Source organism: Nocardiopsis dassonvillei subsp. dassonvillei DSM 43111 (assembly GCF_000092985.1).
GTDB classification, from domain to species: domain Bacteria; phylum Actinomycetota; class Actinomycetes; order Streptosporangiales; family Streptosporangiaceae; genus Nocardiopsis; species Nocardiopsis dassonvillei.
In genome coordinates, this window is sequence record NC_014211.1 from 257,749 (window position 1) to 282,717 (window position 24,969).

The 24,969-nt window shown below is 68.6% G+C and carries 23 protein-coding genes and 1 pseudogene; 22 read left to right on the forward strand and 2 right to left on the reverse strand.

Translation table 11 applies throughout. The annotated features are described in order from the left end of the window. The first annotated feature begins 102 nt into the window (after positions 1-102). The gene (gene rplA, locus NDAS_RS25285) at positions 103-780 is read left to right on the forward strand and encodes a 50S ribosomal protein L1 (protein ID WP_013156099.1); all 678 of its coding nucleotides are present in this window, start codon (positions 103-105) and stop codon (positions 778-780) included. 130 nt (positions 781-910) lie between these two features. Here the strand turns inward: rplA and NDAS_RS29415 are convergent, their stop codons facing one another. After that, positions 911-1,255, reverse strand: coding sequence for a LolA-like protein (locus tag NDAS_RS29415; protein ID WP_013156100.1), 345 nt, complete (start codon positions 1,253-1,255; stop codon positions 911-913). On the opposite strand from NDAS_RS29415, the gene NDAS_RS29420 reads away from it, so the two are divergent. Next, entirely contained in the window at positions 1,245-1,412 is a 168-nt protein-coding gene (locus NDAS_RS29420; RefSeq protein WP_232051627.1) for a hypothetical protein, read from the forward strand. The two genes, NDAS_RS29415 and NDAS_RS29420, sit on opposite strands and share 11 nt — an antisense overlap. Here the strand turns inward: NDAS_RS29420 and NDAS_RS29425 are convergent. Then, entirely contained in the window at positions 1,409-1,756 is a 348-nt protein-coding gene (locus NDAS_RS29425; RefSeq protein ID WP_013156101.1) for a hypothetical protein, read from the reverse strand. The genes NDAS_RS29420 and NDAS_RS29425 overlap by 4 nt on opposite strands. 465 nt (positions 1,757-2,221) lie before the next feature. On the opposite strand from NDAS_RS29425, the gene rplJ reads away from it, so the two are divergent. The 20 genes and pseudogenes from rplJ to rpsQ all read left to right on the forward strand — a co-directional run bounded on the left by rplJ (position 2,222) and on the right by rpsQ (position 24,910). Further along, the gene (rplJ, locus tag NDAS_RS25295; protein ID WP_013156102.1) at positions 2,222-2,749 is read left to right on the forward strand and encodes a 50S ribosomal protein L10; all 528 of its coding nucleotides are present in this window, start codon (positions 2,222-2,224) and stop codon (positions 2,747-2,749) included. A 96-nt stretch (positions 2,750-2,845) separates the two neighbouring features. Then, on the forward strand, positions 2,846-3,235 hold the full coding sequence (gene rplL, locus NDAS_RS25300) for a 50S ribosomal protein L7/L12 (protein ID WP_013156103.1): 390 nt from the start codon (positions 2,846-2,848) through the stop codon (positions 3,233-3,235). Between the two features lie 866 nt (positions 3,236-4,101). Further along, complete coding sequence (rpoB, locus tag NDAS_RS25305) at positions 4,102-7,569, forward strand: DNA-directed RNA polymerase subunit beta (RefSeq protein WP_013156104.1); 3,468 nt, start codon at positions 4,102-4,104, stop codon at positions 7,567-7,569. Positions 7,570-7,603: 34 nt separating this feature from the next. Then, positions 7,604-11,463 (forward strand): annotated as a pseudogene (locus tag NDAS_RS25310) (DNA-directed RNA polymerase subunit beta'). A gap of 129 nt (positions 11,464-11,592) precedes the next feature. Beyond that, complete coding sequence (locus tag NDAS_RS25315) at positions 11,593-14,619, forward strand: DUF981 family protein (RefSeq protein WP_013156105.1); 3,027 nt, start codon at positions 11,593-11,595, stop codon at positions 14,617-14,619. A 458-nt stretch (positions 14,620-15,077) separates the two neighbouring features. Beyond that, a complete protein-coding gene (gene rpsL, locus NDAS_RS25320) occupies positions 15,078-15,449 on the forward strand; it encodes a 30S ribosomal protein S12 (RefSeq protein WP_013156106.1) in 372 nt (123 codons plus the stop codon). 2 nt (positions 15,450-15,451) lie between these two features. Continuing rightward, a complete protein-coding gene (rpsG, locus tag NDAS_RS25325) occupies positions 15,452-15,922 on the forward strand; it encodes a 30S ribosomal protein S7 (RefSeq protein WP_013156107.1) in 471 nt (156 codons plus the stop codon). 40 nt (positions 15,923-15,962) lie between these two features. Next, on the forward strand, positions 15,963-18,077 hold the full coding sequence (gene fusA, locus NDAS_RS25330; protein WP_013156108.1) for an elongation factor G: 2,115 nt from the start codon (positions 15,963-15,965) through the stop codon (positions 18,075-18,077). A gap of 80 nt (positions 18,078-18,157) precedes the next feature. Continuing rightward, entirely contained in the window at positions 18,158-19,351 is a 1,194-nt protein-coding gene (tuf, locus tag NDAS_RS25335) for an elongation factor Tu (protein WP_013156109.1), read from the forward strand. A 252-nt stretch (positions 19,352-19,603) separates the two neighbouring features. Further along, entirely contained in the window at positions 19,604-19,912 is a 309-nt protein-coding gene (gene rpsJ, locus NDAS_RS25340; protein ID WP_013156110.1) for a 30S ribosomal protein S10, read from the forward strand. A 12-nt stretch (positions 19,913-19,924) separates the two neighbouring features. Beyond that, on the forward strand, positions 19,925-20,575 hold the full coding sequence (gene rplC / locus NDAS_RS25345; RefSeq protein WP_013156111.1) for a 50S ribosomal protein L3: 651 nt from the start codon (positions 19,925-19,927) through the stop codon (positions 20,573-20,575). A gap of 3 nt (positions 20,576-20,578) precedes the next feature. Continuing rightward, positions 20,579-21,250: a 50S ribosomal protein L4 gene (gene rplD, locus NDAS_RS25350; RefSeq protein ID WP_013156112.1), complete on the forward strand. Its 672-nt coding sequence runs from the start codon at positions 20,579-20,581 to the stop codon at positions 21,248-21,250. After that, on the forward strand, positions 21,247-21,537 hold the full coding sequence (rplW, locus tag NDAS_RS25355) for a 50S ribosomal protein L23 (RefSeq protein WP_013156113.1): 291 nt from the start codon (positions 21,247-21,249) through the stop codon (positions 21,535-21,537). The genes rplD and rplW overlap by 4 nt, the downstream gene beginning before the upstream one ends. A gap of 58 nt (positions 21,538-21,595) precedes the next feature. Continuing rightward, on the forward strand, positions 21,596-22,435 hold the full coding sequence (gene rplB, locus NDAS_RS25360; protein ID WP_013156114.1) for a 50S ribosomal protein L2: 840 nt from the start codon (positions 21,596-21,598) through the stop codon (positions 22,433-22,435). A 12-nt stretch (positions 22,436-22,447) separates the two neighbouring features. Next, complete coding sequence (gene rpsS, locus NDAS_RS25365; protein ID WP_013156115.1) at positions 22,448-22,726, forward strand: 30S ribosomal protein S19; 279 nt, start codon at positions 22,448-22,450, stop codon at positions 22,724-22,726. 72 nt (positions 22,727-22,798) lie between these two features. Then, a complete protein-coding gene (gene rplV / locus NDAS_RS25370; protein ID WP_013156116.1) occupies positions 22,799-23,167 on the forward strand; it encodes a 50S ribosomal protein L22 in 369 nt (122 codons plus the stop codon). Next, positions 23,167-23,973: a 30S ribosomal protein S3 gene (rpsC, locus tag NDAS_RS25375; RefSeq protein ID WP_013156117.1), complete on the forward strand. Its 807-nt coding sequence runs from the start codon at positions 23,167-23,169 to the stop codon at positions 23,971-23,973. Before rplV ends, rpsC begins: the two co-directional genes overlap by 1 nt. 3 nt (positions 23,974-23,976) lie before the next feature. Continuing rightward, positions 23,977-24,390, forward strand: coding sequence for a 50S ribosomal protein L16 (gene rplP, locus NDAS_RS25380; RefSeq protein ID WP_013156118.1), 414 nt, complete (start codon positions 23,977-23,979; stop codon positions 24,388-24,390). Continuing rightward, positions 24,390-24,641 (forward strand): 50S ribosomal protein L29, encoded by a 252-nt coding sequence (gene rpmC / locus NDAS_RS25385; RefSeq protein WP_013156119.1) that lies wholly within the window; start codon positions 24,390-24,392, stop codon positions 24,639-24,641. Before rplP ends, rpmC begins: the two co-directional genes overlap by 1 nt. Further along, positions 24,638-24,910: a 30S ribosomal protein S17 gene (gene rpsQ, locus NDAS_RS25390; protein WP_013156120.1), complete on the forward strand. Its 273-nt coding sequence runs from the start codon at positions 24,638-24,640 to the stop codon at positions 24,908-24,910. The genes rpmC and rpsQ overlap by 4 nt, the downstream gene beginning before the upstream one ends. Positions 24,911-24,969 lie beyond the last annotated feature (59 nt).

Genomic DNA, 24,969 nt, shown 5'->3' on the forward strand with positions numbered 1-24,969 from the left:
GGTCCGCGGAGACCGGAGCGACCGGGGACGCTCGACGTTCAAGAACCACCGTGGCAGGGCCAGGCGCTGGCCCGGTGACCACACGTTCCCCAGGAGAACAGAGTGAAGCGCAGCAAGAACCACCGCAAAGCCAGCCAGCAGGTGGACCGTGACAAGCTCTACGGCCCCGCCGAGGCCGTGAAGCTCGCCAAGGAGACCTCCACCGTCAAGTTCGACGCGACCGTCGAGGTCGCCCTGCGCCTGGGCGTCGACCCGCGCAAGGCCGACCAGATGGTCCGCGGCACCGTGAACCTGCCGAACGGCACCGGCAAGACCGCTCGGGTCCTGGTCTTCGCGACCGGTGAGCGTGCCGAGCAGGCTCTCGCGGCTGGCGCCGACATCATCGGCGACGACGAGATGATCGAGAAGGTCTCGAAGGGCTTCACCGACTTCGACGCCGTCGTGGCCACCCCGGACCTCATGGGCAAGGTCGGCCGCCTCGGCCGCGTGCTCGGTCCGCGCGGCCTGATGCCGAACCCGAAGACCGGCACCGTCACCCCCGACGTCGCCAAGGCCGTCACCGACATCAAGGGCGGCAAGATCGAGTTCCGCGTGGACCGCCACGGGAACCTGCACTTCATCATCGGCAAGGCCTCCTTCGACGACCAGAAGCTCCTGGAGAACTACCAGGCCGCGATCGACGAGGTGAACCGCCTCAAGCCGTCCGCCGCCAAGGGCCGCTACATCAAGAAGGCCGTGGTCTCCACGTCCATGGGCCCGAGCATCCCGCTCGAGGTCTAGCCTTCGCGGCTGCCCAGCGCAGACGAGAGCGGCCCCCGCAGTCCGAGAGGACGGCGGGGGCCGCTCCGCTTCCCCCGGGGTTTGTCCGGCCGCCGCACTGCGGCCGGACAAACCCCGGGGGTCCCAGCGCCTACCTGTCGGTGATCTCGTCATCGGCGGGCATCTCGAAGGAGGTCTCACCCAGGTTGGAGAAGACCATCGAGATGTCGGCCTCCTCGTCGGAGAAGTCCAAGCGCATCGGGAAGCCGTCGTCGGCCACCCAGACGGACACGTCGACGGGTCCGCTGACGCCGCCCAGCAGCTCGTTGACGGCGTCCTTCTGCTCCTGGTTCAGGGCCTCGACGTCCTCGCCGGTCATCGTGCCCTCGATGAGGGTGGTCGAGACGCCGCTGATCTCCTCGGCGCCCGTCTCCTCGATCTGCTCGATCTCCGCGAACGCCCCCACGATGTCGGGGAGCGCGTTGATGTCGAACATCTCCTCCGGGGCGATCTGGTCGGTGTCCTGGGCGCCGCGGACCCAGGCGGTGTCGACCTCCTGGAGACCGTTGTGGTTGGAGACGAGGGCGTCGCCCTCCGCCGGGATGATGACGATGGACGTGCCGATCTCCTCGGCGGTCAGGCCCAGGTCCTAGCCGGCCACCTCGGCCAGCTCCAGGAGCATCTCGCCCATCGAGGGCATGACCATGGTGACCTTGGCCGCCTGCGGGTCCTCCATGACCTCGTAGGTCATGTCCATGTCGATGTCGCCCATGTCGGGGTCGGGCATGACCATCGAGATGTCGAGGGTGTAGTTCTCGATGTCCTGGGTGCTCGCGCCGAGACCGGCGACCAGGTCCAGGACGCTGCCGCCACCGCCCTCCTCGGGCGACTCGGCCGCCGCCTCGGCGGGCTCCTCCTCCGCGGGGCCTCCTCCGCAGGCGGTGAGGGACAGGGCGAGGGTGCCGGCGGAGATCAGGACCGGCATACGGGTCTTCACGGGGTGTTCGCCTTCTTCTTTTGCGCGGGGGACACGGGCACGACTGGGAGCGGGGGTGCCCGGTAGCGTCATGCTGCCACGTCGGAGGGACATTCCGGTCCCTGCCGGCTCCTCCGCGCGGCCACCGATTCGACGCCGGCCGCGCCCAGGCGGTTCCGCGCCCGCCGGGGGAGTGAGCGCGATCACGGTTCCGGTCCTCCGGTGCGGAACGGGGGCTCCCGCGCGTGCGGTACGATGGGTTCTTGCCGAAGACCGCTGGTCGTCACCCGAACGGGTGACCTAAGGGCCCATCCGCGATGGGCGCCCGCGCAGGTGTACAAGAGCTTCCCGTTCCACGCCGCGCCCCGCGCGGCCACCGGAACGCGGTCATGCCCCGTGCGCCTCGCGCCCGGGGCTTTTTCTCGTGCTGACGCCGATCGCCCGGGCCCTTGGAGTCAACCAGCGTTCAATGTTGGAAGGAGTCCCATGGCGAGGCCGGACAAGGCAGCCGCGGTCGCCGAACTCACGGGCGAGTTCCGTGAGTCGAACGGCGCCGTGCTGACCGAATACCGGGGGCTCACTGTCGCGCAGATCACTGAACTGCGTCGCAGCCTCGGCCAGAGCGCGCGTTTTCGCATCGTCAAGAACACGCTGACCAAGATCGCGGTCACGGAGGCCGGTGTCGACGAGCAGGTCAAGGACCTGCTCGAGGGCCCGTCCGCCATCGCCTTCGTCCACGGTGACGTGGTCGAGGCCGCCAAGGGTCTGCGTGACTTCGCGAAGGCGAACTCGCCCCTGGTGATCAAGGGCGGTGTCATCGACGGCAAGTCGATGAGCGCCGACGACATCACCAAGCTGGCCGATCTGGAGTCCCGCGAGGTCATCCTCGCGAAGCTGGCGGGTGCGCTCAAGGCCAAGCAGGGCCAGGCCGCCGCCGTCTTCCAGGCGCTGCCCTCCAAGACTGTGCGTCTCGCGCAGGCCCTGGCGGACAAGCGCTCCCAGGAAGCCGCCTGACCTTTTGAAACCCGCCGGGCGCCGAGGGCGCTCGGACACTGACTCGCACGCGGGCCCGACAGGACCGCGTGTCCGCAGAGAAAGAGAGATCGCACCATGGCGAAGCTCAGCAACGAGGACCTGCTTGCCGCGTTCGAGGAGATGACCCTTCTCGAGCTGGCCGACTTCGTGAAGCTCTTCGAGGACAAGTTCGACGTCACCGCCGCCGCTCCGGCCGCCGTGGCCGTCGCCGCTCCCGGCCAGGGTGGCGGCGCCGCCGCCGAGGCCGAGGAGAAGGACGAGTTCGACGTCATCCTCGAGGGCGCTGGCGACAAGAAGATCCAGGTCATCAAGGAGGTCCGCGGCCTCACGAGCCTGGGCCTCAAGGAGGCCAAGGACCTGGTCGACAACGCTCCCAAGCCGCTGCTGGAGGGCGTCAACAAGGAGACGGCCGAGAAGGCCAAGGCCGCTCTCGAGGGCGCTGGCGCCTCCGTCACCCTCAAGTAGTCCCACGCGGGCCGCTGAGCGCCCGCTGGCCTGCTTCCGGCGGCCGTCCCTCCTTCCGGGGAGGGGCGGCCGCCTTCGTGCGTCCTGGAACCCCTCACCGCCTCCGGGCGGTCCTCCCGCGCCCCTCCGGCCCGCGCTCCTCCGCGCTCCGGCCCGAGACCGCGGCGCCCCCGCGGCCTTCCTTTCCCCGCGCCCCGGGCCGGTGCCCGCCGTGTCCTCCGCCCCCGCGGCCCGGGCCCGGGCCGCGGCGCCTCCGACGGCGCGTTGACCTGGGGTGGGCCCGGAGTCCTTTCCCCGCGCACCGCCGTGTCCGTCACCGCTCGTCCCGTCCCCTGTGCGAAGCTGAGGGGGATCCGGCAGGTCCCGGAACCGGGGGTGCGTGTGCGAACTGTCCCCCGGACGCGCTAATCTCCCGTCCCGGGAAACCCGCTGAGGCCCGGAGGACGTGTTTACCCGCCTGAGGCGGGGGAATCCTTCGGATGTCGTTGGCTCCCGACCCCCGGGCCAGGGCAGGCGCACCAGTCCACCGACGAGGTCGCCCGACCGTTCCGGGCAGCCGGAATCCGGGCTCCTCCGCCGGGAGCGGGCTTGACGGATCGCCCTCCAGGGGTGATCCTGCCGGTGTCGTGAGTGGCGCTGTGGACCGTGAGTGGACAGCGGTGTGGTGTTCGGCTACACTGCTCTTTTGCGCTGCCCTTTGGTGATCCCTGTGCCGGTGAAGGCTGCCGCCACTCCATTTTTCCGGACATTCCGGTGGCCCGCTCCCGCTCGATGTGACCGTCTCAACCGCGTTGCGGCGGTCCCTCTCGTGACGGATCGTCTGGCGTGCGCGCTTCAACCGCCACAAGCCTTCGGAAGGACCCCTGTTGGCAGCCTCGCGCAACGCCTCCGCTAACGCCCTTGGTCCGCACCGCGTTTCCTTCGCCCGTATCCAGGAACCACTGGAGGTCCCGAACCTCCTCGCCCTTCAGACCGAGTCGTTCGACTGGCTGCTGGGCAACGACAGGTGGAAGACCCGGGTTGAGACGGCCCGAAACGCTGGCCGCAAGGACGTTCCGGAGCAGTCCGGTCTCGAAGAGATCTTCGAGGAGATCAGCCCGATCGAGGACTTCTCGGGCACGATGTCCCTGTCGTTCCGCGACCACCGGTTCGAGCCGCCCAAGTACTCAGAGGATGAGTGCAAGGACAGGGACATGACCTACTCCGCCCCGATGTTCGTCACGGCGGAGTTCATCAACAACGACACCGGTGAGATCAAGAGCCAGACGGTGTTCATGGGCGACTTCCCGCTCATGACCGAGACCGGCACCTTCATCATCAACGGCACCGAGCGCGTCGTCGTGTCCCAGCTGGTGCGCTCCCCGGGCGTGTACTTCGACAAGTCCGTCGACAAGACCTCGGACAAGGACCTCTACGGCTGCAAGGTCATCCCGTCCCGCGGCGCCTGGCTGGAGTTCGAGGTCGACAAGCGCGACTTCGTCGGCGTCCGCATCGACCGCAAGCGCAAGCAGGGCGTCACCGTCCTGCTCAAGGCGCTGGGCTGGACCACCGACCAGATCCTGGAGCGCTTCGGCCAGTACGAGTCCATCCGCAACACGCTGGAGAAGGACCCCACCGCGGGCACCGACGACGCGCTGCTGGACATCTACCGCAAGCTGCGCCCCGGCGAGCCGCCCACGAAGGAGTCGGCCCAGGCGCTGCTGGAGAACCTGTACTTCAACCCCAAGCGCTACGACCTGGCCAAGGTCGGCCGTTACAAGATCAACAAGAAGCTCGGCCTGGACACCGACTACCGGCAGGGCACCCTCACCGAAGAGGACATCGTCGCCACGATCGACTACCTCGTCCGCCTGCACGCGGGTGAGACCGAGAAGGAGACCGTCAACGGTCCCCGGCCGATCGAGACCGACGACATCGACCACTTCGGCAACCGCCGCCTGCGCACCGTCGGCGAGCTCATCCAGAACCAGGTCCGCCTGGGCCTGGCCCGCATGGAGCGCGTCGTCCGCGAGCGGATGACCACCCAGGACGTCGAGGCGATCACGCCGCAGACCCTGATCAACATCCGTCCGGTCGTGGCCTCCATCAAGGAGTTCTTCGGCACCTCGCAGCTGTCGCAGTTCATGGGCCAGACCAACCCGCTGGAGGGCCTGACGCACAAGCGCCGCCTCTCCGCGCTGGGCCCGGGCGGCCTGTCCCGCGAGCGCGCGGGCTTCGAGGTCCGCGACGTGCACCCCTCGCACTACGGCCGCATGTGCCCGATCGAGACGCCCGAGGGACCGAACATCGGTCTGATCGGCTCGCTCGCCGCCTACGGCCGGGTCAACTCCTTCGGCTTCGTGGAGACCCCGTACCGCCGCATCATCGACGGCAAGGTCTCCGACCAGGTCGACTACCTGACCGCGGACGAGGAGGACCTCCACGTCATCGCGCAGGCCAACACGCCGATGAACCCCGACGGCTCCTTCGCCGAGGCCGGTGTGCTCGTGCGCCGCAAGGGCGGTGAGTTCGAGCAGGTCAGCACGGACGAGGTCGACTACATGGACGTGTCGCCGCGCCAGATGGTGTCGGTCGCCACCGCCATGATCCCGTTCCTGGAGCACGACGACGCCAACCGCGCCCTCATGGGCTCGAACATGCAGCGCCAGGCCGTGCCGCTGCTCATGGCCGAGTCGCCGTTCGTCGGCACCGGCATGGAGTACCGCGCCGCCACCGACGCCGGTGAGGTCGTCCTGGCGCAGAAGGCCGGTGTCGTCGAGGACGTCACCGCCGACTACGTCACCGTCATGGCCGACGACGGCACGCGCAAGACGTACCGCATGGGCAAGTTCCAGCGCTCCAACCAGGGCACCTGCTTCAACCAGCGGCCGATCGTGGCCGAGGGCCAGCGGGTCGAGGAGCGCCAGGTCCTCGCGGACGGCCCCTCCACCGACCAGGGTGAGATGTCGCTGGGCAAGAACCTGCTCGTGGCGTACATGTCCTGGGAGGGCCACAACTACGAGGACGCGATCATCCTCTCCCAGCGCCTGGTGCAGGACGACGTCCTGTCCTCGATCCACATCGAGGAGCACGAGGTCGACGCCCGCGACACCAAGCTGGGCCCGGAGGAGATCACCCGCGAGATCCCCAACGTCAGCGAGGAGGTCCTGGCCGACCTCGACGACCGGGGCATCATCCGCATCGGCGCCGAGGTCGTGGACGGCGACATCCTCGTCGGCAAGGTCACGCCCAAGGGCGAGACCGAGCTGACCCCGGAGGAGCGCCTGCTGCGCGCGATCTTCGGAGAGAAGGCGCGCGAGGTCCGCGACACCTCGCTCAAGGTGCCGCACGGCGAGACCGGCAAGGTCATCGGCGTCCGCGTGTTCAGCCGCGAGGACGGCGACGAGCTCGCCCCCGGCGTCAACGAGATGGTCCGCGTCTACGTGGCCCAGAAGCGCAAGATCACCGACGGTGACAAGCTCGCGGGCCGCCACGGCAACAAGGGCGTCATCTCCAAGATCCTGCCCCAGGAGGACATGCCCTTCCTGGAGGACGGGACGCCGGTCGACATCATCCTCAACCCGCTGGGCGTGCCCGGCCGTATGAACGTCGGCCAGGTCCTGGAGGTCCACCTGGGCTGGTTGGCCAAGAACGGCTGGCTGGTCGAGGGGGTCGAGGAGGAGTGGCAGAAGTCGCTGGAGGCCATCGGCGCCACCGACGTGCCGCCGGACTCCCGCGTGGCCACGCCGGTCTTCGACGGCCTGCGCGGCGACGAGCTCAGCGGCCTGATCAAGTCGGTGCGCCCCAACGCGGACGGCAACCGCCTGATCAACGAGGACGGCAAGGCGCGTCTGTTCGACGGCCGCACCGGCGAGCCCTTCGCCGAGCCGATCTCCGTCGGCTACAAGTACATCCTCAAGCTCCACCACCTCGTGGACGACAAGATCCACGCGCGCTCCACCGGCCCGTACTCCATGATCACCCAGCAGCCGCTGGGCGGTAAGGCGCAGTTCGGCGGTCAGCGCTTCGGTGAGATGGAGGTGTGGGCGCTGGAGGCCTACGGCGCCGCCTACGCCCTCCAGGAGCTGCTCACCATCAAGTCCGACGACGTGGTGGGACGGGTCAAGGTCTACGAGGCCATCGTCAAGGGCGAGAACATCCCCGAGCCGGGCATCCCTGAGTCCTTCAAGGTGCTCATCAAGGAGATGCAGTCGCTCTGTCTGAACGTGGAGGTGCTGTCCAGTGACGGTATGTCCATCGAGATGCGGGACAGCGACGAGGACGTCTTCCGCGCGGCGGAAGAACTGGGAATCGACCTGGGTCGGCGGGAGCCGAGCAGTGTCGAAGAGGTCTAACTTCCGCATTCTTCGAGAGCAGGGGACGAATTAAGTGCTCGACGTCAACTTCTTCGACGAGCTGCGCATCGGCCTGGCCACGGCCGACGACATCCGCCAGTGGTCGCACGGCGAGGTCAAGAAGCCCGAGACCATCAACTACCGCACCCTCAAGCCCGAGAAGGACGGACTCTTCTGCGAGAAGATCTTCGGTCCGACCCGCGACTGGGAGTGCTACTGCGGCAAGTACAAGCGCGTCCGCTTCAAGGGCATCATCTGTGAGCGCTGCGGCGTCGAGGTGACCCGTGCCAAGGTGCGCCGTGAGCGGATGGGCCACATCGAGCTGGCCGCTCCCGTCACGCACATCTGGTACTTCAAGGGCGTGCCCTCCCGCCTGGGCTACCTGCTGGACCTGGCGCCGAAGACTTCGCCGCCTACATGGTCACGTGGGTGGACACCGAGGCCCGTGAGCGCGACCTCCAGTCCCTGGAGGCGCGGATCTCGGTCGAGAAGCAGCACCTGGAGCAGCGCCGCGACTCCACCGTCGAGGACCGCCACCGCAAGCTGGAGGCCGACCTCGCCGAGCTGGAGGAGCAGGGGGCCAAGGGCGACGCCCGCCGCAAGGTGCGTGAGGGCGCCGAGCGCGAGATGCGCCAGCTGCGCGACCGCGCCCAGCGTGAGATCGACCGCCTCGACGAGGTCTGGAACCGGTTCAAGAACCTCAAGGTCCAGGACCTCGAGGGCGACGAGATGCTCTACCGCGAGATGCGGGACCGCTTCGGCAAGTACTTCCGCGGCGGCATGGGCGCCCAGGCCATCCAGGACCGTCTGGCCAACTTCGAGCTGGACGTGGAGGCCGAGAGGCTCCGGGAGATCATCCGCACCGGCAAGGGCCAGAAGAAGGCCCGCGCCCTGAAGCGGCTCAAGGTCGTCTCGGCGTTCCTCAACACCACCAACAGCCCCATGGGCATGGTGCTGGACTGCATCCCGGTCATCCCGCCGGACCTGCGTCCGATGGTGCAGCTGGACGGTGGCCGCTTCGCGACCTCCGACCTCAACGACCTGTACCGCCGTGTCATCAACCGCAACAACCGCCTCAAGCGGCTGCTCGACCTCGGCGCGCCCGAGATCATCGTCAACAACGAGAAGCGGATGCTCCAGGAGGCCGTCGACGCGCTGTTCGACAACGGCCGCCGGGGCCGCCCGGTCACCGGTCCGGGCAACCGTCCGCTCAAGTCGCTGTCCGACATGCTCAAGGGCAAGCAGGGCCGCTTCCGCCAGAACCTGCTGGGCAAGCGCGTCGACTACTCCGGCCGTTCGGTCATCGTCGTCGGCCCGCAGCTCAAGCTGCACCAGTGCGGCCTGCCCAAGCAGATGGCGCTGGAGCTGTTCAAGCCCTTCGTGATGAAGCGCCTGGTGGACCTGAACCACGCGCAGAACATCAAGAGCGCCAAGCGCATGGTCGAGCGGTCCCGCCCGGTCGTGTGGGACGTCCTCGAAGAGGTCATCACCGAGCACCCGGTCCTGCTCAACCGCGCCCCGACGCTGCACCGCCTGGGCATCCAGGCCTTCGAGCCGCAGCTGGTCGAGGGCAAGGCCATCCAGATCCACCCGCTCGTGTGCACGGCGTTCAACGCCGACTTCGACGGCGACCAGATGGCCGTGCACCTGCCGCTGTCCGCCGAGGCCCAGGCCGAGGCGCGGCTGCTGATGCTGGCCACCAACAACATCCTCAAGCCGTCCGACGGCAAGCCCGTGACCATGCCCACCCAGGACATGATCATCGGCCTGTTCTACCTGACGACGGAGAAGCTCGGAGCCAAGGGCGAGGGACGCTCGTTCCTCTCCCCGGCCGAGGGCATCATGGCCTACGACCTGGGGGACCTCGACCTCCAGGCGAGGATCAAGCTCCGGATCGCCGACGGCGCCCCGGCGCCGAAGGACTGGACGCCGCCGGAGGGCTGGACGCCGGGGGAGCCGTACACCCTGGAGACCACCCTGGGCCGGTACCTGTTCAACGAGACCACCCCGGTCGACTACCCGTACGTCAACTTCCAGGTGGGCAAGAAGCAGGTCTCGACGCTGGTCAACGACCTCGCCGAGAACTACCCCAAGGTCCAGGTCGCCACGACGCTGGACGCCCTCAAGGACGCCGGTTACCACTGGGCCACCCGGTCCGGTCTGACCATCGGCATCGAGGACGTCGTCGCGCCGCCGCGCAAGACCGAGATCCTGGAGGGGTACGAGCGCAAGGCGGACAAGATCCAGCGCGAGTACGACCGCGGTCTCATCACCGACGACGAGCGCCGTCAGGAGCTCACCGAGGTGTGGACGCAGGCCACCACCGAGGTCGCCCAGGACATGGAGAGCAACTTCCCCGCCGACAACCCGGTGTGGATGATGGTCCAGTCCGGTGCCCGAGGCAACCCGATGCAGGTGCGCCAGATCGCCGGTATCCGCGGCCTGGTCTCCAACACCAAGGGTGAGACGATCCCGCGTCCGATCAAGTCCTCCTACCGCGAGGGCCTGTCCGTGCTGGAGTACTTCATCTCCACGCACGGCCAGCGCAAGGGCCTGGCCGACACCGCCCTGCGTACCGCCGACTCGGGTTACCTGACCCGTCGTCTGGTGGACGTGGCGCAGGACGTCATCGTCCGCGAGATCGACTGCGGCACGGAGCGCTCGCTCTGGCACGAGATCGGCGAGAAGAACGCCGCCGGCGTCGTCGTGCGCAAGCACAACGTCGAGAACACCGGTTTCGGCCGGACCATCGCCGAGGACGCGGTGGACGCGGAGGGCAACATCGTCCTCCCCGCCCTGAGCGACACCTCCGAGCAGAACATCGACAAGCTCATCGAGGCCGGGGTCACCCGCGTCCGCGTGCGCTCGTCGCTGGTCTGCGAGGCCAAGATCGGCGTCTGCACCACCTGCTACGGCCGCTCCATGGCGACCGGCAAGCCGGTGGACGTCGGTGAGGCGATCGGTATCATCGCGGCCCAGTCCATCGGTGAGCCCGGCACCCAGCTGACCATGCGTACCTTCCACATGGGTGGTTCGGCCGGTCAGGACATCACCCACGGTCTGCCCCGTGTCCAGGAGCTCTTCGAGGCCCGCATCCCCAAGGGTGTGGCCCCGATCTCCGAGATGGAGGGCCGGATCCGGATCGACGACACCGAGAAGAGCCGCAAGATCGTCGTCATCCCCGACGACGGCACGGACGAGATCGCCTACCCGGTCCCGATGCGCGCCCAGCTGCTCGTCACCGACGGCGACCACGTCAAGGTCGGCCAGCAGCTGATCCAGGGTGCGATCAACCCGCACGAGGTCCTGCGCATCCAGGGCCCGCGCGCGGTGCAGCAGCACCTGGTGTCCGAGGTCCAGGAGGTGTACAAGTCGCAGGGTGTGTCCATCCACGACAAGCACATCGAGATCATCGTCCGCCAGATGCTCAAGCGGGTGAACATCCTGGAGTCGGGCGACACCGAGCTGCTGCCCGGTGAGATGGTCGAGCGGCCGAAGTTCGAGCGGATCAACCGCCGCGTCGTGTCCGAGGGCGGTCAGCCCGCGGCCGGGCGTCCGGTGCTGCTGGGTATCACCAAGGCCTCGCTGGCCACGGAGTCCTGGCTGTCCGCGGCCTCCTTCCAGGAGACCACCCGGGTGCTCACCGAGAACGCGATCCACGGCAAGAGCGACCCGCTCCTCGGCCTCAAGGAGAACGTCATCATCGGTAAGCTCATCCCGGCCGGTACCGGCATTCCGCAGTACCGCAACATCCGGGTGGAGCCGACCGAGGAGGCCAAGGCCTCGATGTACTCGGTCTCCGGGTACGAGGAGCCGAGCGAGTACACCTTCGGACAGGGTTCGGGCGAGGCCGTTCCGCTGGAGGAGTACGACTTCGGACCGTACAACCGGTAGAAGCGGTTTGCTTGACTGACGGCGGCGGTATGCCACCCCTCGCGGGGGGTGGTACCGCCGCCGTTCCGCGCACAGGGTCCGCTGACGCGGACGGAAGACGGCGCTACTGCGCTGGCGGGAGAGGCACAGGTGACTGACAACGGGGGCGAACGGCGGGACTCCGACGCGGAGGACTCGTGGTTCAAGCCGAGCGAGAACCGCTACCGCACACAGTCGGACTACCAGGACCCGCTCGAATCCGAGGGGACCGCTGACACGGTCTTCCCGGACAGCGGGGGGTACGCGGGGCTGAGTTCGTCCCGTCCGGCCATGGTGGAGCCCTATCCGGAGGCGCTGGGCGGACCGCCGCCCCCCGTCTCCCACGGGATCTCCTACCCGGGCGCCGGGTCCGCGGCCTACCAGCCGCTGACCAGGATTCCGGGGGAGGCCGAGGAGCCCTCCCTGCCGAGCGTCGCGGCCAGCGCCCAGGTGCCGCTCCCGTCGGAGCGGGGCACCGACCGGCCCGAGGCCTGGTCCGACGGTCCCCGGACCCAGGAGATCCCCGCGCTGGACGACCGGGACGCCCCGGACACCGGACAGCCCCGGGACGAGCACTCCTCCGCACCCGGCTCCTCCACGGCCGCCGAACAGCCGTGGGGTTCCGGCGCACCGCTGGACGACGACCGGAACGCGCCCTCCTGGGAGGCGCCGTCCGACACCGTCGGCGGCGCGCGCGGCTCCGCGGCCCGGGACGCCGACGCGCCCGCCCGCGGCGATGACCGCGGTGCGTCGGCGCTGTGGCCCGACCCTCCCGCGACCGCGGGTTCGGCGCAGGGCGGTCCGGCCGACGGGCCCCGGTCCTGGGACACCCCGGCCTCCGATGCGTCCGGACAGCCGTGGGACGACGCTTCCGCCTCCGGTGCGTCCGGTGGCCAGCCCTGGGAGGACGCTCCGGTCGCCGATCGGCGCGATCCGCTCGACGACGGCCTCGGCACGGCCTCGTGGGACGCCCCGGCCTCCGCTGCGGCGGGCGCCGCCGCCCGGCCGTGGGAGGACGACACTCGCTCTTCCCCTTCCTGGGACGCCGACGCGCCCGCCCGCGGGGATGACCGCGGTGCGTCGGCCCCGTGGGCGGACTCCCCCGGAACCGGTGGTTCCCTGGAGGGCGGTCCGGCCGGCGGATCCCGGCCCTGGGACGCTCCGTCCCCCTCCGCGCCGGGGCAGCCCTGGGAGGACGCCCCGGCCCGCGGTCAGGACACCGCCGACGACGGTCTGGGTCCCGCGTCGTGGGAGGCCCCCTCCTCCGGTGTGTCCGGTGGCCAGCCCTGGGAGGACGCTCCGGTCGCCGATCGGCGCGATCCGCTCGACGACGGCCTCGGCATGGCCTCGTGGGACGCCCCGGCCCCCGGCGCCCGGTCGTGGGAGGACGGGACCCGTTCGCCCTCCTCCCGGGACGTCGACGCTCCCGGCGGCGGCGACCGGGACCCCGCTCCCTGGCCGGAGGCCTCCGGCAGCGGCGGCCCGGCGGAGGGCACCCGGCCCTGGGACCCCGGCTCCGCCGGTGACCGCGGCACCTGGAACGCCGACCGGGGCGCCCAGCCCTGGGACGACGCTCCCGCGGGCGGTACGCGCGACCCGCTCGACGACGGTCTGGGGCCCGCGTCCTGGGAGGCCCCGGCCTCCGGTGCGTCCGGCCGGCCGTGGGACGACAGCGCCCCGGGCCGCGGCCGTGACGCGGCCGACGACGGCCTGGCCCCCGCGTCGTGGGAGACGAGGCCCTCCTCCTCGACCGACCGGCCCTGGGGCCCCGACCCCGCCGGCGACCGCGGTCCGTGGACCGCCGACCGGGGCGGTCAGCCCTGGGAGGACGGCACACGCGCCTCCTCCGGCTGGGACGACGACGCTCCCGTCCGCGACCGCGGCCCGGCCTCATGGACCGACGTGCCCGGCCCCGACGGCAGCTCCTGGGACGACGACGCCCCGGCGGACCGGTCCTGGGACGACCGCGCCCCCCGGCACGGTGCCGACGAGCGCGGTGCCGACGCCTGGGACGACCGCCCCTACGACGACGACCCCCTCGGGGGAGACCGCGCACGCGGCCGCTCCTGGGACGACGACGAACTCGGCGGCGACTTCCGGGGCGCCGACAGCACCCCCGCGGGCGCCGACGCCCCCGACGCCTGGGCGCCCTCCGGCCGCACCGACGACCGGCCCGGCGCGGACTCCGGCGGCTCGTGGGGCGACGGGTACGGCGACGAGCTCTCGCCCTCCGGGCTGGGTACGGGCAGCGGCAACACCTGGGCGTTCGACCGCAACGACCCCCGGCTGCCGGACGTGGTCCGCGAGGCGGAGCAGCGCCGCAGGGAGTCCTCCTCCGGACGGGCCGAGACCGTCGACTGGGGAGGGCCCGACACCGGTGAGCTCTCCGCGGCGGTCCCCGGCGCGGACGACCCCCTGGGCGCGATCGCCGACATGCAGTCGCGCGCCCGGTCCAGGGACCAGGACCTGCCGGACGACCCCGGCGGGGCCACCCAGATGTTCGACGCCCGCGCCCTGGCCGGGGAGGGGGACTGGGAGGACGACGACGAGTTCCGGCGCGACGTCCCCCCGCGCGGTGACGACGGGGCGGACTACGGCCACTACGACGACGACCCCGAAGGGCCGGAGTACGCCCACGACGGGGACGCGGAGCGGCCGGAGCCGGAGTACGCCTACGACGACGACCCCGAGCCCCGCGGTGACGAGCGCGACGACCGCGACGACCCCGAGTACGAGGACGGGTTCACCCCGGCCGACTACGGGATGCCCGCCGCCCCGGCGGGCCGCAGCAAGCGCCGCAAGGACCCGATCGCCGACGAGTTCCCCGGCTTCGGCGACCGCCCCCTGGGCGGCGAGGCCGGTGACGCCTACCCCGGCTACGACAGCATCGACTTCCTCGCCGACACCGAGCGGGGAGCGACGCTCACCCTGTGGCTGGGCGTGGCCTCGCTGCTGCCCGGCGTGGGTCTGGTCACGGCCGTCCTGGCCCTCCTGGTCACCGGGCCCAGGGCCAAGAGGGCGATCCGCGAGTCCCGCGGGCAGCTCGACGGCCTCGGTCTGATCACGACCGGAACGGTCTTCGCCGTCGTCGGCATCCTGGTGACGGTGATCTCCGTCGCCCTCTGGCTGGTCCTGTAGCGCGACGGCCGCCTCTCGGGGACAATCGTCCCCGGGAGGCGGCCTTCAGCCGTCGTCCGCGCTCTCTGCGAAGCGGGGCCGAGCAGCCCCGGGACCGCGTAGACTGGTGGTGACCCACGGCTGAGCGAGGATCCGTCCCGACGGTTCCCGCCATGTCGCACATCGTTTTGACCGTCCTGACGGCAAGCGGTAGCCTGTGTGATTGTGCCCGTGAGTCGACGGGTCGCACATGTGTGTGCGGCGCCCGGTTCCGCAGACGAGGACCTACGGTGCGCGGCGCATGTGAACCCCCTCCCATGATTCGACCTCTCGGTCGGGTGTGATCTCGTTTTCGCCATGCGCGGGAACGAACGCGACACGCCCGACATCGGGGGTCGGGGAGGTTCGGGAAATCCAGCAGGTCAATAGCGATATCGGCTACGAGAACCGGCGTAGGTCACGAGGAAGACGGAGACGCGGTGCCCACCATCCAGCAGCTGGTCCGCAAGGGCCGACAGGACAAGGTCGCAAAGAACAAGACCCCGGCGCTGAAGGGGAGTCCGCAGCGTCGTGGTGTGTGCACTCGTGTCTACACCACCACGCCCAAGAAGCCGAACTCCGCTCTGCGCAAGGTCGCCCGAGTCAAGCTGAGCAGCCAGATCGAGGTCACGGCCTACATCCCCGGCATCGGCCACAACCTGCAGGAGCACAGCATCGTGCTCGTGCGCGGTGGCCGTGTGAAGGACCTGCCGGGTGTCCGTTACCGCATCGTGCGCGGCTCGCTCGACACGCAGGGTGTCCGTAACCGCAAGCAGGCGCGTAGCCGTTACGGCGCCAAGAAGGAGAAGTAAGCATGCCGCGCAAGGGCCCGGCGCCGAAGCGCCAGCTCATCACCGACCCGGTCTACGGCTCGCCGCTCGTCACCGCACTGATCAACAAGGTGCTGCTCGACGGCAAGCGCTCCATCGCCCAGAGCGTCGTCTACGACGCCCTGGAGGGTGCTCGCGAGAAGACCGGCCAGGACCCTCTCGTCGTCCTGAAGCGGGGTCTGGACAACGTCAAGCCCGCGCTCGAGGTCCGCAGCCGCCGCGTCGGCGGCGCGACCTACCAGGTGCCGGTCGAGGTTCGCGCCTCCCGGTCCACCACGCTGGCCCTGCGCTGGCTGGTCTCCTACGCGCGCCAGCGCCGTGAGAAGACCATGACCGAGCGTCTGATGAACGAGCTGGTCGACGCCAGCAACGGTCTCGGCGCGGCTGTCAAGAAGCGTGAGGACACGCACAAGATGGCCGAGTCGAACAAGGCCTTCGCGCACTACCGCTGGTAATTCCGGCGGGTTCGAAACAGACCGAGGGACGACGAGCCTCATGGCTGCTAAGACTGTTCTTGACCTGGCCAAGGTCCGCAACATCGGGATCATGGCCCACATTGACGCGGGCAAGACCACCACCACCGAGCGCATCCTGTTCTACACGGGTGTCAAGCACAAGCTCGGCGAGACGCACGACGGCGCCTCGACAATGGACTGGATGAAGGAAGAGCAGGAACGGGGTATCACCATTACCTCGGCTGCCATCACCACCCATTGGAACGACAACACGATCAACATCATCGACACGCCCGGCCACGTCGACTTCACGGTCGAGGTCGAGCGGTCGTTGCGTGTGCTCGACGGTGCGGTCGCGGTGTTCGACGCCAAGGAGGGCGTCGAGCCCCAGTCGGAGCAGGTCTGGCGTCAGGCCGACCGCTACGGCGTCCCGCGTATCTGCTTCGTCAACAAGATGGACAAGATCGGCGCTGAGTTCCAGCGCTGCGTGGACATGTTCCGCGAGCGTCTGGGCGCCAACGCCATGCCGATCCAGCTGCCCATCGGCGCTGAGAGCGACTTCAAGGGTGTCATCGACCTCGTGCTGATGAAGGCCTACGTCTGGAACGACGAGGCCGCGCTCGGCGAGATGTACGACACGACCGAGATCCCCGAGAGCCACGCCGACGCCGCCCGCGAGGCCCGCGACCAGTTCATCGAGACGCTGGCCGAGGCCGACGACGAGATCATGGAGATGTACCTGGAGGGCCAGGAGCCCACCGTGGAGCAGCTCATCCCCGCGATCCGCCGCGCGACCATCGCCGGTACGGCCGTCCCGGTCGTGTGCGGCACCGCGTTCAAGAACAAGGGCGTGCAGCCCCTGCTCGACGCGGTCACCGCCTACCTCCCCTCGCCCCTGGACGTCGAGGCCATCGAGGGCCACGACCCCAAGGACGAGAGCGAGGAGACCAAGCTCGTCCGCAAGCCGAGCAACGACGAGCCGCTGTCGGCCCTGGTCTTCAAGATCGCGAGCGACCCGCACCTGGGCAAGCTCTCCTACGTGCGCGTCTACTCCGGCGTTCTCCAGACGGGCACCCAGGTGCTCAACAGCCTCAAGGGCCGCAAGGAGCGCATCGGCAAGATCTACCGCATGCACTCCAACAAGCGCGAGGAGATCGCCGAGGTCGGCGCCGGCGACATCGTCGCCGTCATGGGCCTGAAGGACACCACGACCGGTGAGACCCTGTGCGACCAGGCGAACCCGATCGTGCTGGAGTCCATGACCTTCCCGGCTCCGGTCATCGAGGTGGCCATCGAGCCCAAGACCAAGAGCGACCAGGAGAAGCTGGGCATCGCGATCCAGCGCCTCGCGGACGAGGACCCCTCGTTCCAGGTCGCCACGGACGACCAGACCGGTCAGACCGTGATCTCGGGCATGGGCGAGCTGCACCTCGAGGTGCTCGTCAACCGCATGCGCGACGAGTTCAAGGTCGAGGCGAACATCGGCAAGCCGCAGGTGGCCTACCGCGAGACCATTCGCAAGAAGGTCGAGGGGCACACCTACACCCACAAGAAGCAGACCGGTGGGTCGGGCCAGTTCGCCAAGGTCAAGATCGACATCGAGCCCCTGGAGACCGAGAGCGGCGACGCCTCGGGCTACGAGTTCGTCAACGCCGTCACCGGTGGCCGCATCCCGAGGGAGTACATCCCCTCGGTCGACGCCGGCTGCCAGGAGGCCGCCGAGCTGGGCGTGCTCGCGCACTACCCGCTCGTCGGCGTCAAGGTGACGCTCCAGGACGGCCAGTACCACGAGGTCGACTCCTCCGAGATGGCCTTCAAGACCGCCGGTTCGATCGCCTTCAAGGAGGCGGTCAAGCTGGCCAAGCCGACTCTCCTGGAGCCGGTCATGGCTGTCGAGGTCACCACCCCCGAGGAGTACATGGGTGACGTGATCGGCGACCTGAACTCCCGCCGTGGACAGATCCAGTCCATGGACGAGCGTTCCGGCGTCCGTATCGTCAAGGCCCAGGTGCCCCTCTCCGAAATGTTCGGCTACGTGGGTGACCTGCGCAGCCGCACGCAGGGTCGAGCCAACTACTCGATGGTGTTCGACTCCTACGCGGAGGTTCCGTCCGCTGTCGCCCAAGAAATTGTGGCGAAGGTCCGCGGCGAATAGTCGCGAACACGTAACCAGCCCGCTCCCCGTCCACGCGGGGAGCGAGCACCAGACAGCTCTGTACGTCTAGGAGACATCCAGTGGCGAAAGCAAAGTTCGAGCGGACTAAGCCGCACGTCAACATCGGCACCATCGGTCACATCGACCACGGCAAGACCACGCTGACCGCGGCCATCACCAAGGTGCTGCACGACGCGTACCCGGACCTGAACCCGTTCACGCCGTTCGAGGACATCGACAACGCTCCTGAGGAGCGCGAGCGCGGTATCACCATCTCCGTCGCCCACGTCGAGTACCAGACCGAGGCGCGTCACTACGCCCACGTGGACTGCCCCGGTCACGCCGACTACGTGAAGAACATGATCACCGGTGCGGCGCAGATGGACGGCGCCATCCTGGTCGTGGCCGCCACCGACGGCCCGATGCCGCAGACCAAGGAGCACGTGCTCCTGGCCCGCCAGGTCGGCGTGCCCTACATCGTGGTGGCCCTGAACAAGGCCGACATGGTGGACGACGAGGAGATCTTCGAGCTCGTCGAGCTCGAGGTCCGCGAGCTCCTCAGCGAGTACGAGTTCCCCGGCGACGACGTCCCCGTCACCAAGGTCTCCGCGCTCAAGGCGCTGGAGGGCGACGAGGAGTGGGGCAAGGCCGTCCTGGAGCTCATGGGCACCGTGGACCAGTTCATCCCCGAGCCCGAGCGTGACACCGAGAAGCCCTTCCTCATGCCGATCGAGGACGTCTTCTCGATCACCGGTCGCGGCACCGTCGTCACCGGTCGCATCGAGCGCGGCATCGTCAACGTCAACGAGACCGTCGACATCGTCGGTATCAAGGACGAGAAGCAGACCACCACGGTCACCGGTGTCGAGATGTTCCGCAAGCTGCTCGACCAGGGCCAGGCCGGCGACAACGTCGGTCTGCTCCTGCGCGGCATCAAGCGCGAGGACGTCGAGCGCGGCCAGGTCGTCATCAAGCCCGGCACGACCACCCCGCACACCGAGTTCGAGGCCCAGGTCGTCATCCTGTCCAAGGACGAGGGTGGCCGCCACACGCCGTTCTTCAACAACTACCGCCCGCAGTTCTACTTCCGCACCACGGACGTCACCGGCGTCGTGACGCTGCCGGAGGGCACCGAGATGGTCATGCCCGGTGACAACACCGAGATGACCGTCCAGCTCATCCAGCCCGTCGCGATGGAGGACGGCCTGAAGTTCGCCATCCGCGAGGGTGGCCGGACCGTGGGCGCGGGTCGCGTCACGAAGATCCTCAAGTAGTACCCGTGCGGGGGCGGCCCCTTCGGAGCCGTCCCCGCCGTGGTGGGCGGGCCGTGGGTCCACGGCCCGCCCACCAGCACACAAGACGTCATCGGGCTCTGTGACGGTGACGCACCGCAGGGGCAAGCCCTGTTGCGGTTTCTCAAGGGAATAGGGGCTCACGGCTACAACGGCGGATCCGCCGGGCCTGGGCGTCTGTGACCGGGAACAGCTCACCGTTACGGACACTGAAGCGAAGGACGAACAGGCCACATGGCGGGACAGAAGATCCGCATTCGGCTAAAGGCCTATGACCACGAGGTCATCGACAGCTCGGCTCGCAAGATCGTCGAGACTGTGACGCGAACTGGCGCACAGGTCGCGGGCCCGGTGCCGCTGCCGACGGAGAAGAACGTTTACTGCGTCATCCGATCGCCGCACAAGTACAAGGACTCGCGCGAGCACTTCGAGATGCGCACGCACAAGCGGCTGATCGACATCATCGACCCCACGCCGAAGACGGTCGACTCGCTCATGCGACTCGACCTCCCGGCGGGCGTTGACATCGAGATCAAGCTTTAAGGACGCACAGACATGGCCACCAAGCAGATCAAGGGAGTTCTGGGCGAAAAGCTCGGCATGACCCAGGTCTTCGACGACGCGGGCAAGATGGTGCCCGTGACGGTTCTGAAGGCCGGTCCGTGCGTCGTGAGCCGCATCCGGACTCCGGACACCGATGGCTACTCCGCCATCCAGCTCGGCTACGGGCAGATCAACCCGCGCAAGGTCAACAAGCCGCTCGGCGACTACCTGCGCGCGCACGACCTGACCCCGCGCCGCCACTACGTCGAGGTCCGCACGACCGACGCCACCGAGTACACGCTCGGCCAGGAGGTCACCGCGGACAGCTTCGAGACCGGCCAGAAGGTCGACGTCACGGGCAAGAGCAAGGGCAAGGGCTTCGCGGGTGTGATGAAGCGCCACGGTTTCCGCGGCCTCTCCGCCTCGCACGGTACCCAGCGCAAGCACCGCTCGCCCGGCTCCATCGGCGGCTGCGCCACGCCCGGCCGCGTGTTCAAGGGCATGCGGATGGCCGGTCGCATGGGCAACGTGCGCAAGACCGTCCAGAACCTGACCGTTCACTCCGTCGACGCGGAGAAGGGACTCATCCTGGTCAAGGGTGCCGTCCCCGGTCCCAACGGCGGTCTGGTGCTCGTCCGCACCGCTGTGAAGGGGGACAAGTAAGCCATGGCCCAGATCGAGGTCAAGAACCCCGAGGGCGGCACCAAGGGCAGCGTCGAGCTGCCGGACACCGTCTTCGCCCAGCAGGTCAGCATCCCGCTGATCCACCAGGTCGTGAACGCCCAGCTCGCCGCTGGCCGTCAGGGCACGCACGCCACCAAGACCCGCGGCGACGTCCGCGGCGGTGGCAAGAAGCCCTACCGCCAGAAGGGCACGGGCCGGGCCCGCCAGGGTTCCATCCGCGCCCCGCAGTACACCGGCGGCGGCACGGTCCACGGACCCCAGCCGCGCGACTACAGCCAGCGCACCCCCAAGAAGATGAAGGCCGCCGCCCTGCGCGGAGCCCTCTCGGACCGGGCGCGCCACGGCCGCATCCACGTCGTCAGCCAGTTCGTGGCCGAGGACCTGGAGAGCAAGTTCACGCAGACCGCTCTGAAGGCGCTGCGCCAGGTCACCGAGTCCGACAAGGTCCTGGTGGTGCTGGCCCGCGACGACGAGCACAACCGGCGCGCCCTGCGCAACGTCGAAGAGGTGCACATCCTCGACGCGGACCAGGTGAACACCTACGACGTCCTGTACTCGGACGACGTGGTCTTCACCGAGGCGGGCTACGCCGAGTTCCTGGCCCACGCGGCCGGTGCCTCCAAGGCCGCGCAGTCCGAGGAGGACGACCAGTGAGGATCGCCGACCACCGGGACATCATCGTCGAGCCGGTGATCTCCGAGAAGAGCTACGGGCTCATGGACGAGAACAAGTACACGTTCATCGTCCGCCCGGACGCCAACAAGACCCAGATCAAGATCGCGATCGAGAAGATCTTCGAGGTGAAGGTCACGAGCGTGAACACGATCAACCGCAAGGGCAAGCGCAAGCGCACCCGCTTCGGTTACGGGAAGCGTCCCGACACCAAGCGCGCGATCGTCAGCGTCGCCGAGGGCGACCGGATCGACATCTTCGGTGTCTGACCTCTCCCGGGTCTGACCGCTACACACCAAGCAACACGTAAAGGAATGCGCGAAGAAGATGGGCATTCGTAAGTACAAGCCGACGACACCGGGTCGTCGCGGCTCCAGCGTGAGCGACTTCGTCGAGATCACGCGCTCGGAGCCCGAGAAGTCCCTGGTGCGTCCGCTCCACTCCAAGGGCGGTCGCAACGGCCACGGCCGCATCACCGCCCGCCACCAGGGCGGTGGCCACAAGCGCGCCTACCGCGTGATCGACTTCCGTCGTCACGACAAGGACGGCGTGCCGGCCAAGGTCGCCCACATCGAGTACGACCCGAACCGCACCGCGCGCATCGCGCTGCTCCACTACGTGGACGGTGAGAAGCGCTACATCCTGGCTCCGGCCGGCCTCAAGCAGGGCGACCGGGTCGAGAACGGTCCGCAGTCCGACATCAAGCCCGGCAACTGCCTCCCGCTGCGCAACATCCCCACGGGTACGTTCGTGCACGCGGTCGAGCTGAAGCCGGGCGGCGGCGCCAAGCTGGGCCGCTCCGCGGGCTCGCAGATCCAGCTCCTGGCCAAGGAGGGCAAGTACGCCACGCTGCGTATGCCCTCCGGTGAGATGCGCATGGTGGAGATCACCTGCCGCGCCACCGTCGGCCAGGTGGGCAACGCCGAGCAGTCCAACATCAACTGGGGCAAGGCCGGCCGCTCCCGCTGGAAGGGCAAGCGCCCGACCGTCCGCGGTGTCGTGATGAACCCGGTCGACCACCCCCACGGTGGTGGTGAGGGCAAGACCTCCGGTGGCCGCCACCCGGTCAGCCCCTGGGGTAAGAAGGAAGGCCGGACCCGGGCCAAGAACAAGGCCAGCGACAAGCTCATCGTGCGGCGTCGGCGTAGCGGTAAGAAGAAGCGGTAAGGAGCACGTCTGATGCCACGTAGCCTTAAGAAGGGTCCCTTCGTCGACGACCACCTCATCAAGAAGGTGGAGTCGCAGAACGAGAAGGGGACCAAGAACGTCATCAAGACGTGGTCCCGGCGGTCCATGATCGTTCCGGAGATGATCGGTCACACGATCGCCGTCCACGACGGCCGCAAGCACGTCCCCGTGTTCGTGTCCGAGTCGATGGTCGGCCACAAGCTCGGTGAGTTCGCTCCCACGCGTACTTTCCGCAGCCACGTCAAGGAAGACCGCCGTAGCCGCCGTTAGCGGTTGCAGCAGCAGAAAGAACCATTTCTCCACGGTGAGTGGAGATGAATTTCCGTGAGCGAGGGAAAAGCGATGGGAACGAGGGCACAGGCACGGTTCGTCCGTGTTACGCCCCGAAAGGCCCGCCGGGTGGTGGACCTTATTCGCGGGTTGCCCGCTGACGAGGCACAGGCGGTGCTCCGGTTCGCGCCCCAGTCGGCGAGCGAGCCTGTTGGCAAGGTGCTGGCTAGCGCCATCGCCAACGCCGAGCACAACGACAAGCTGGACCGCGGGACGCTGGTGGTCGAACGCGCGTGGGTGGACGAGGGTCCGACCCTGAAGCGCATTCGTCCGCGAGGCTTCGGCCGCGCCTTCCGGGTGACCAAGCGCACGAGCCACATCACCGTGGTCGTCGCTGAGCGCTCGGGCGCCTCGTCCAAGACGAAGGAAAGGACCCGATAGTGGGGCAGAAGGTAAACCCGCACGGGTTCCGCCTCGGAGTCACCACCGACTTCAAGAGCCGTTGGTACGCCGACAAGTCCTACAAGGACTACGTCAAGGAAGACGTCGCGATCCGTCGGATGCTGACCCGCGGCATGGAGCGCGCGGGCATCTCCAAGGTGGAGATCGAGCGCACCCGTGACCGCGTCCGCGTCGACGTCTACACCGCCCGGCCGGGCATCGTCATCGGCCGCCGCGGCGTCGAGGCCGACCGCATCCGGACCGACCTGGAGAAGCTGACCGGCAAGCAGGTCCAGCTGAACGTCTTCGAGGTCAAGAACCCCGAGATCGACGCGCAGCTCGTCGCCCAGGGCGTCGCCGAGCAGCTGAGCAGCCGCGTGGCCTTCCGCCGCGCGATGCGCAAGGCCATGCAGACCGCGATGAAGAGCGGTGCCAAGGGCATCCGCATCCAGTGCGGTGGCCGTCTGGGCGGGGCCGAGATGTCGCGCTCGGAGTTCTACCGCGAGGGCCGTGTGCCCCTGCACACCCTGCGCGCCGACATCGACTACGGCTTCTTCGAGGCCCGTACGACCTTCGGCCGCATCGGTGTGAAGGTCTGGATCTACAAGGGTGACGCGCCCGCCACCCGCGCCGAGCGTGAGGCGGCCCAGGCCGCGCAGCGCTCCGCCGGTGGCGGCGGTGGCGGTGGCGGCGGTCAGCGCCGCGAGCGCCCCCAGCGTCGTCGTCGCGGCGGTGCCGGTGGCGGCCAGCCGCAGAACGCCGAGGCCAAGGCCCCGGCCGAGTCCGCGAAGTCCGAGGGGAGCTGACCAGTGCTTATTCCTCGTAAGGTCAAGTACCGCAAGCAGCACCACCCGGATCTGCGCGGCAAGGCCAAGGGCGGCACGACGGTCACTTTCGGTGAGTTCGGCATCCAGGCCCTGGAGTCGGCCTACGTGACGAACCGTCAGATCGAGTCCGCTCGTATCGCCATGACGCGTCACATCAAGCGTGGCGGCAAGGTGTGGATCAACATCTTCCCGGACCGCCCGCTGACCAAGAAGCCCGCCGAGGTCCGCATGGGTTCCGGTAAGGGTTCCCCGGAGTGGTGGGTCGCGCCGGTCAAGCCCGGTCGCGTGATGTTCGAGCTGTCGGGCGTGCCCGAGGCCATCGCCAAGGAGGCGATGCGCCGTGCGATGCACAAGCTCCCGATGAAGTGCAAGTTCGTTACGCGGGAGGGGGAGTGATGGCCAAGTCCGTGACTGCCCATGAGCTCCGTGACCAGTCCGTCGAGGACCTGGTCGCCAAGCTCAAGGAAGCCAAGGAAGAGCTGTTCAACCTCCGCTTCCAGGCCGCCACCGGCCAGCTCGACAACCACAGCCGACTGCGTACCGTCAAGCGCGAGATCGCCCGGATCTACACGATCCTGCGTGAGCACGAGCTGGGTATCGCCCCGCTGTCTGGTGAGTCGGCGCAGGAGAAGGAAGCAGCCGAATGAGTGAGAACCAGACCGCGACCCGCAACTACCGCAAGGTGCGCGAGGGTTACGTCGTCAGCGACAAGATGGACAAGACCGTCGTCGTCGAGGTCGAGGACCGCATCACGCACGCCAGGTACGGCAAGGTCATCCGTCGCACGTCCAAGTACAAGGCGCACGACGAGGCGAACTCCTGTGGAGTGGGCGACCTGGTCCGACTGATGGAGACCAGGCCGCTCTCCGCGACCAAGCGCTGGCGCGTCGTGGAGATCCTGGAGAAGGCTAAGTAACCCCAGCCTGTCGGCGGCCGGCACCCGTGCCGGCCGCCGATCCCGGGGGTGAGACCACC